The 7,349-nt window shown below is 66.6% G+C and carries 7 protein-coding genes; 1 reads left to right on the top strand and 6 read right to left on the bottom strand.

The genetic code is table 11. From position 1 onward, the window contains the following. Nucleotides 1–57 precede the first annotated feature (57 nt). Genes lipA through ABGA94_RS16880 form a run of 3 tightly spaced genes read right to left on the bottom strand, consistent with a single transcriptional unit; the run spans nt 58 to nt 2,063 of the window. Complete coding sequence (gene lipA, locus ABGA94_RS16890) at nt 58–1,068, bottom strand: lipoyl synthase (protein WP_005419370.1); 1,011 nt, start codon at nt 1,066–1,068, stop codon at nt 58–60. 18 nt (nt 1,069–1,086) lie between these two features. Continuing rightward, nucleotides 1,087–1,797, bottom strand: a complete 711-nt coding sequence (gene lipB, locus ABGA94_RS16885; protein WP_065186232.1) for a lipoyl(octanoyl) transferase LipB — start codon at nt 1,795–1,797, stop codon at nt 1,087–1,089. Continuing rightward, nucleotides 1,785–2,063 (bottom strand): YbeD family protein, encoded by a 279-nt coding sequence (locus ABGA94_RS16880; protein WP_005411067.1) that lies wholly within the window; start codon nt 2,061–2,063, stop codon nt 1,785–1,787. Before ABGA94_RS16880 ends, lipB begins: the two co-directional genes overlap by 13 nt. Nucleotides 2,064–2,414: 351 nt before the next feature. Between ABGA94_RS16880 and ABGA94_RS16875 the strand changes: the two genes are divergently transcribed. Continuing rightward, complete coding sequence (locus ABGA94_RS16875; RefSeq protein WP_080375075.1) at nt 2,415–3,473, top strand: lipid A deacylase LpxR family protein; 1,059 nt, start codon at nt 2,415–2,417, stop codon at nt 3,471–3,473. A 48-nt stretch (nt 3,474–3,521) separates the two neighbouring features. On the opposite strand, the gene ABGA94_RS16870 is transcribed toward ABGA94_RS16875, so the two are convergent. From ABGA94_RS16870 to ABGA94_RS16860, 3 genes are all read right to left on the bottom strand, one after another. Then, nucleotides 3,522–5,453 carry a YadA family autotransporter adhesin gene (locus ABGA94_RS16870; RefSeq protein ID WP_375367830.1) on the bottom strand — a complete coding sequence of 644 codons (1,932 nt, stop codon included), beginning with the start codon at nt 5,451–5,453 and terminating at the stop codon, nt 3,522–3,524. 199 nt (nt 5,454–5,652) lie between these two features. Next, nucleotides 5,653–6,870 (bottom strand): D-alanyl-D-alanine carboxypeptidase family protein, encoded by a 1,218-nt coding sequence (locus ABGA94_RS16865; RefSeq protein ID WP_053498244.1) that lies wholly within the window; start codon nt 6,868–6,870, stop codon nt 5,653–5,655. Nucleotides 6,871–6,970: 100 nt separating this feature from the next. Beyond that, a partial coding sequence (locus tag ABGA94_RS16860; protein ID WP_375367829.1) for an SPOR domain-containing protein occupies nt 6,971–7,349 on the bottom strand: 379 nt, incomplete at its 5' end.

The raw sequence follows: 7,349 nt of genomic DNA, 5'->3' as shown, positions 1-7,349 counted from the left end.
GTGCGGACCAACGGTCCGCACCCACGGGAGAAGCAACTCCCACCCACCGGGAGGGTGTCAGGAAACCCCTGCGCCCTTGGCCTGAACGTCGGCGTGGTACGACGAGCGCACCATCGGGCCGGACGCCACGTGGCTGAAGCCCAGCTCGTAACCGTAGTCTTCCAGTGCCTTGTAGTCGTCGGGGGTCCAGTACTTCAGCACCGGGTGATGGTGCGCGGTCGGCTGCAGGTACTGTCCGATGGTGATCATGTCCACATCGTGCGCGCGCAGGTCACGCATCGTGGCCTTGATCTGTTCGAAGTCTTCGCCCAGGCCCAGCATGATGCCGCTCTTGGTCGGCACGTCCGGGTGCTGCGCCTTGAAGTTCTTCAGCAGGTTCAGCGACCACTGGTAGTCCGCACCCGGGCGCACGTTGCGGTACAGGTCCGGCACGGTCTCGATGTTGTGGTTGAACACATCCGGCGGGTTCTGCGCCAGGATCTCCAGCGCACGTTCCATGCGGCCCTTGCCGCGGAAGTCCGGGGTCAGCACTTCGATGCGGGTACCCGGCGACTTTTCGCGGATGGCGGTGATGCAGTCGACGAAGTGCTGGGCACCGCCGTCGCGCAGGTCATCGCGGTCGACGCTGGTCACCACCACGTACTTCAGGCCCATGTCGGCCACGGTCTGGCCGAGGCTGGCCGGCTCGTTGGCATCCGGCGGCTTCGGGCGGCCATGGGCCACGTCGCAGAACGAGCAGCGCCGGGTGCAGACCTCACCGAGGATCATGAAGGTGGCGGTGCCATGACCGAAGCACTCGTGGATGTTCGGGCAGCTGGCTTCCTCGCATACCGTCACCAGGCGGTTCTCGCGCAGCTTGGCCTTCAGGTTCTGCACGGCATTGCCCGAAGGAATGCGCACGCGGATCCAGGACGGCTTGCGCAGTACCGGCGCGTCGGCGAACTGCACCGGCGAACGGTTGATCTTGTCACCGCCCAGCTGCTTGACCCCGGCCTGCAACGGCGCGGTGGACGGAGAATCGCCCTGCACGATCTGCAGGGGAATGGAACGGGCGGTGGTTTCAGTCATGGCAGTTCCGGGGGGCGGTCAGGCGGCCGCAGAAAGATCGGGCAGTTCGGGCGTGTGCTGCAGCAGCAGGCCAAACTGGCGGGCCAGGTGGTCCAGCAGCACCGGCTTGACGGCCTCCATCCCGGAGGGGCCGCCCAAGTCCAGCACCGAGGTCACCTGCAACCCCTGATAGCCACAGGGATTGATGCGGTGGAAGGGTTCCAGGTCCATGGCCACGTTGAAGGCCAGCCCATGGAAGGTGCAGCCGCGGCGCACGCGGATGCCGAGTGCGGCAATCTTGGCACCACCGACGTAGACGCCCGGGGCGCCCTCGCGGCGTTCGGCGCCGATGTTCCACTCGGCCAGGGTATCGATGAGCGCCTGCTCGATGCGGCACACGTAGTCGCGCACACCGATACCCAGCCGTGGCAGGCGCAGCAACGGATAGATCACGATCTGGCCGGGACCGTGATAGGTCACCTGGCCGCCGCGGTCCACGTGCAGCACGGGGATGTCGCCCGGCGCCAGCACATGCTCGTCCTTGCCGGCCTGGCCCAGGGTGAACACCGGATCGTGCTCGACCACCCACAGCTCGTCGGCATCGGCGTCGCTGCGCTGGTCGGTGAAGCGCTGCATGGCGCGCCACACCGGTTCATACGGCTGGCGGCCGAGGTCACGGACCAGCGCCGGACGCGGCGCACGGTCCTCCGGGGCGGCTTCGGCCGGGCAAGAGTCGGCTACAGCGTCCACTTAACTTCCGGGTGGTCACGCAGCGCCTGGTGCGCCAGGTCGTACTGTTCGCGGCTCTCGGCCTTGAACACGATGCGGACGGACACGTACTTGCCGTTGGAGGAGTGCTTCCAGCTGATGCGTTCGTTCACCACATCGATGCCGGCGGCCAGCAACAGGCGGGGAAGCTCATGCTCCAGGCCGCGGTTGGCCGGGCCCATGGCGCTGAGCTCGAACTGGCCGGGGAACTGGAAGCCGTGGTCGGGGTTGTCGGACTTGATTTCCATGGCCCCATTATCGGGCCGCAGGGCAACAAACCCAAGAGTATTCATCAACGCCAGGACCGCACCGGCGGTCTGCTGCGTTGCAGGCGGCCCAAAGGGACGGGCCTGAGGCCCAACGGCAGCTGACTGCAATCTCCTGACCGTCACCCACGCGAACATCGTACGGGCGGCCCGCGAACGCCTTCACGCCAGGCCCGCGGCGCGTGCGCGGGTAACAAATTGTGCCCGCCGGACAATGTTGTTTTCGGAACAGACAAGTGATCCGGACGTGCTCGTTCCGACGCGCGGGCACGAGTACCGTAGCGTTGCAGAAGACGACTGAAAACCGCCCCCTTCCCCATGAGCATTCCATCCATGCGTAGTGTCGCAGCTCTCGGGCTCGCCGGCCTGCTGGCCTCTGCCCTCCCCCTTGCCGCCCAGGCGGCCGAACAATGTGGCCCGGACGCCATGCGCGACCACCCGCCGCAGGTCAATTTCCGCGTCGACAACGACCTGTTCGGCGGCCGCCACCAGGATCAGGGCTATACCAACGGTGCGCTGTTGACCCTGGTCTCCCCCAATCTGGTCGATTACACCGACGACCCCTGCCTGCCGCGCATGGCGCGCTGGGTGAACCGGTACCTGGAAGGGCTGCATCCGGGCAAGTTCGAACAGCAGAACATGATCTTCAGCATCGGCCAGGGGATCTTCACCCCGACCGATTTCACTCGCAGGGACCTGATCGAGGACGACCGCCCTTACGCCGGCGTGCTGATCGCGAACTTCGGTTTCAATGCGCGCAGCGGCGACCGCCTGCAGACCACCCAGCTGACACTGGGCGTGGTCGGCCCTTGGGCACAGGGCAAGCAGGTGCAGAATGCCGTGCACGACGTGCTGGGCGACGAAAAATTCAAGGGTTGGGACAACCAGCTGCACAACGAACCACTGTTCATGCTGACCCATGAGCGCATGCGCCGCTGGCCGGGCGATGCCAGTGTCAATGCCGACGGTTGGGGCTGGGACGCGATCAGCCACTACGGCGGGTCGATCGGCAACCTGGAAACCAAGGCCAATTTCGGCGGTGAAGTGCGCTTTGGCTGGAAGCTGCCGGACGACTTCGGCAGCACGCCGTTGCGCCCGGCCGGTGAGAACACGGCGCCGACCCGCAGCGGCCGCCCCGGTGGGTGGTCCTGGCACCTGTTCGCGACCTCGGACGCTGCCTGGGTGATCCGCGATATCACCCTGGATGGCAACACCTTCCGCAACAGTCACAGCGTGGACAAGCGCCATGTGGTGGCCTACGGCGGGTACGGCGTGGCGGTGATGTACGGCCGCTGGAAGTTCGCTGCCGCGCGCTACCACAGCACGCGCGAATTCAACGGCCAGCGCGAGGCGCCGGTGTTCGGCAGCTTCACCATCAGTCGTGCGCTGTAGGCCCAGCCTCGGTTCCGCCGGGTGTTGCCCGGCGGACACCCCGCGTGCCTACCAGCTGAAACCCGCGCCGGCAGAAACGCTCTGGTCACTACCACTGAAGGCGCCACCCAAGGACACCGAGACGTTCTTCTTCTCGCCCAGTATCCGCTGGTAACCCACGGCCAACGCCGAACGCCCGTTCTGCGAACCGACACCCGCACCCACGCGGTTGTCGCCGCTCAAACCGGCGGTGTTGATTGCCATGCCCGCATAGGCCGCGCTGATCGCCCCCATGCGGTCAAGCCGCGTGTCCATCGCGTTGAAGCGGCCATCGGTGTACTCACGCTCGGCCTTGAAACGATCATCCATCTGCTGCACGTTCACCGCATCGGTCGGGCGTACGCCGGCCGCGACATTGCTGACGACGCGCTCATTGCCCAGGGAGCCCACCGAGAACTCACTGTCGCGGTCAGCCGTAGATCCGGCACCGACAGCAACCGAATTGTTGCCCGTCGCACTGGCGCCTTCGCCCATGGCCACCGAGCCCGTACCCGAGGCCACACTACCCTCGCCCACGGCCACTGCGCCAACGCCGGACGCCGCGCTTCCATTGCCAAGGCCGATCGCGCCCTTGCCGGAAGCATCGCTCCCTTCGCCAATGGCCACCGATCCCTCACCGGTACCGGGGGAGACACCCGGATTGCCCGTGCCGGGATTTCCGGTCCCCGGGCCACCAATGGAACCATCCTCGATCCCACGCTCGATCGAACCCAGCCGGTCGTCCATCTGTCGCCATTGGGCTTCCCAGTTGGCATTCATCTGCCACAGCTGGCTGCCATTGACGGCTTCCATGCTGAACTGGCCAATCTGGCCGGCGGCGACCTTGTCCAGCACCGTGCCACCCGTTCCGCCGAGCGAGGCCCGGGACAGACTTGCATCGTCGTAAGTGAGCACGCTCAGCGTCTCGCCACTGACGGGATCAATCGCGCCAGCCGCCCGCAGCTGCGCGATGGTCACCACGTCATCTTCGTTGACACCGTTGGCCACGCCGCTCAGGCGCCGGTAGCCATCCCCGCCTGCGAAATCCACCACAGTACCGCCCTTGCCGGCAGCCACGCTCACCACGCCCGTGCCGGAATCATGGGTGACGATGCCGGAGGAGCCGTCAGCAAGGCCCGCGACGTCATCACTCAGCGTCTTCAGCGAGCCTTCTGCGCCGGACATGCGCGTCTGCAATCCGCCAACGCCGCTCTCCAGCGAGCCCACCTGGGCACCCAGCTTCGAGGCATCGTCCTTGATCGTGTCGATGTCACTCTCCACCCGCCCAACGCGCTCATTGGTCGAGAACAGCTGCGCACCGGTGATGGCATCGGCACTGCCTGCAGCGATCACACCGTCAGCCATGTTGGTGATGCGGCGGTTGTCAACGCCATTGCCCACCGATACCGTGTTGGCCGCATTGGTGGTCGCCCCGGCTCCCAAGGCGACGCTGTTACTGTGGCTGGCGGTCGCATCGTAGCCCACCGCTACGCCACCTTCGGCCGAAACAGTACTGGCATTGCCCAGGGCTAATGCCTTCATCTTGGTGGTTGGGGCCCCGAGCACGCTCGCGCCCCCGCCCATAGCCAGCGATCCTCCACCCACGACCTGCGCACCGGGTCCGATCGCAATCGCGTAGTCCGGCGAATCAGTGCCCGGCGAAAGTGAGCTGTCCGTCCTTGCTGAATTGCCGATGGCAATGTCGCGCGCGCCCCCCGCTACGGCGTCATCGCCCAGTTCAACCTTGGTGGCAAGCACACTCGACCACGTCGCCCCCTGGTCACTGGTGCAGCGCTCGCGCTCCGCATCGGTTGCTTCATTGGCGCAGTCCCCCCTGTCCGCTGCTGCAGCCAGAGCTGCTGGCAGCATCAAGGCACCTGCCAACGCCAATGCCAGCGGGGTGCGGCGCGCAGTGCAACGCGTCGTTGGAGAAATCACGGACATCAGCGTGCGAATGGTCATTGGCATGTACTCCTGTGGAATGGGACGGAAAGCCGCAGTGCCCGGCAGTCCTGTTGCGTACATGCTCGACCTGACACGCCGGCAAACCCATCGGACGTGTACCAATTCCACGCGCCGGACCCGGCCCGACAGCGCCGATACAGGCAAAGAAAAAGGCCGGCATTCGCCGGCCTTTTCGTTCACCACGCCGGGGCGTGGATCATTCCGATTCCCACCACATCCAGAAGCTGTCCCACAGGCGCTTGAAGAAGCCGGCCTGCTCAACGGCGGCCACGGCCACCAGCGGCGCTTCGGCGACGACCTTGCCATCCAGGGTGACCTTCACGGTGCCGATCTGCTGGCCGGCGGTGAACGGTGCTTCCAGGGTCTTGGGCACATCGATGCTCGGCTTCAGGTCGTTGTAGCGGCCGCGCGGCACGCTCACCAGCATCGGCTGGGCCACCCCCAGCTGCACCTTGTCGGTGGTGCCCTTCCAGACCTTGTGCTCGGCCACGGCCTTGCCCGGTTCATACAGACGGTGGGTCTCGAAGAAGCGGAAGCCCCAGTTCAGCAGCGCCAGGCTGTCATCGGCACGCTGCTTTTCCGACGCACCGCCCAATACCACGGCGATCAGGCGCTGGTCGCCACGCTGCGCCGAACTCATCAGGCAGTAACCGGCTTCGGAGGTGTGGCCGGTCTTGATGCCGTCCACGCTGCCGTCGCGCCACAACAGCAGGTTGCGGTTCGGTTGCTTGATGTTGCCGACCTGGAATTCCTTGATCTTGTTGTACGCGTAGGTTTCCGGGTAATCACGCACCATCGCGCGGCCCAGCAGCGCCAGGTCGTAGGCGGTGCTGTGGTGGCCTTCGGCGGTCAGGCCGTGGGCGTTGACGAAGTGGGAGTTCTTCATGCCGATCTTGGCGGCGTAGCTGTTCATCAGCGACGCAAAGGCTTCTTCGCTGCCGGCCACGTGCTCGGCCAGGGCGATCGCGGCGTCATTGCCGGACTGGATCGCCATGCCCTTTTCCATGTCTTCCAGGCGTGCGGTCTGGTTGACCGGGAAGCCGCTGTAGCTGCCGTCGGTACCCGCGCCGCCTTCGCGCCAGGCGCGTTCGCTCATCATCACCTGGTCATCCGCACGGACCTTGCCGTTCTTGACCTCGGCGGCGATCACGTAGGACGTCATCACCTTGGTGATGCTGGCCGGGGCCAGCTGCTCGTGGATGTTCTCGCCGGCCAGCACCTGGCCGGTGGCGTAGTCCATCAGCACCCAGGCCTTGGATACGCTCGGCACCGGCGCCGGCGGGGTGGCAACAGTGGCCGGGGCGGCAGCGGCGGCGGGCGCCGGCGTGGCCGGGGTCGGCAGCGGGGTCTGGGCGGAAGCCAGGCCCACCACCAGGGTGGCGGCCAAGGCGGTGGCGGCGGAACGGAAATTCATTGGACAGCAGGCTCCAGGGGACGGCCAGGAATGGAGGGTGGAACGTAGTGGCCATTGTAAGGCCGGGGCAGCATGGGCCGGCAGCACCGGCCCGGGTGGGTCAATCCTTGACGATCTGAGGCGACCCCAGGCCCAGACCGGCAATGCGGCCGACAAGTTCCGCGGCACTGGCATGGTCGCTGGCGGGAACGCGCAGGCGGAACAGGGTGCGGCCACCGGCGGCGATGTCGCTGATGGTCGCGCCGACGATGCCGGCGGCGTTGAGCTGGCCCATTGCGCGGTTGGCATTGTCGCGGCTGGAGAAGCTGGCGACCTGCACCATCACCGCGCCCACCACCTGCTGCGACAGGCTGGGGGCGGTCGGTGTGGCCGGCGTCGTACGCGCCGGCGCCGGCGTGACCGCGCGCGGCGCGGCGCTGGCGACGGCCACCGGTGCCCCAGGGGCGCTGCGCGCCGGCGGTGCGCTCGGCGGCAGGCTG

The organism is Stenotrophomonas sp. 3diitr2024, from assembly GCF_042136455.1.
Taxonomy (GTDB): Bacteria; Pseudomonadota; Gammaproteobacteria; order Xanthomonadales; family Xanthomonadaceae; genus Stenotrophomonas; species Stenotrophomonas sepilia.
Note: the sequence above shows the minus strand (reverse complement) of the source record. Positions and strands in the feature narration are given on the sequence as shown.

What these genes read in the sequence shown, in the direction of transcription:
- ABGA94_RS16875 (WP_080375075.1), top strand. Translation starts at nt 2,415, where the DNA reads ATGCGTAGTGTCGCAGCTCTCGGGCTCGCCGGCCTGCTGGCCTCTGCC.
- ABGA94_RS16880 (WP_005411067.1), bottom strand. Translation starts at nt 2,063, where the DNA reads ATGGAAATCAAGTCCGACAACCCCGACCACGGCTTCCAGTTCCCCGGC.
- ABGA94_RS16870 (WP_375367830.1), bottom strand. Translation starts at nt 5,453, where the DNA reads ATGACCATTCGCACGCTGATGTCCGTGATTTCTCCAACGACGCGTTGC.
- ABGA94_RS16865 (WP_053498244.1), bottom strand. Translation starts at nt 6,870, where the DNA reads ATGAATTTCCGTTCCGCCGCCACCGCCTTGGCCGCCACCCTGGTGGTG.
- lipA (WP_005419370.1), bottom strand. Translation starts at nt 1,068, where the DNA reads ATGACTGAAACCACCGCCCGTTCCATTCCCCTGCAGATCGTGCAGGGC.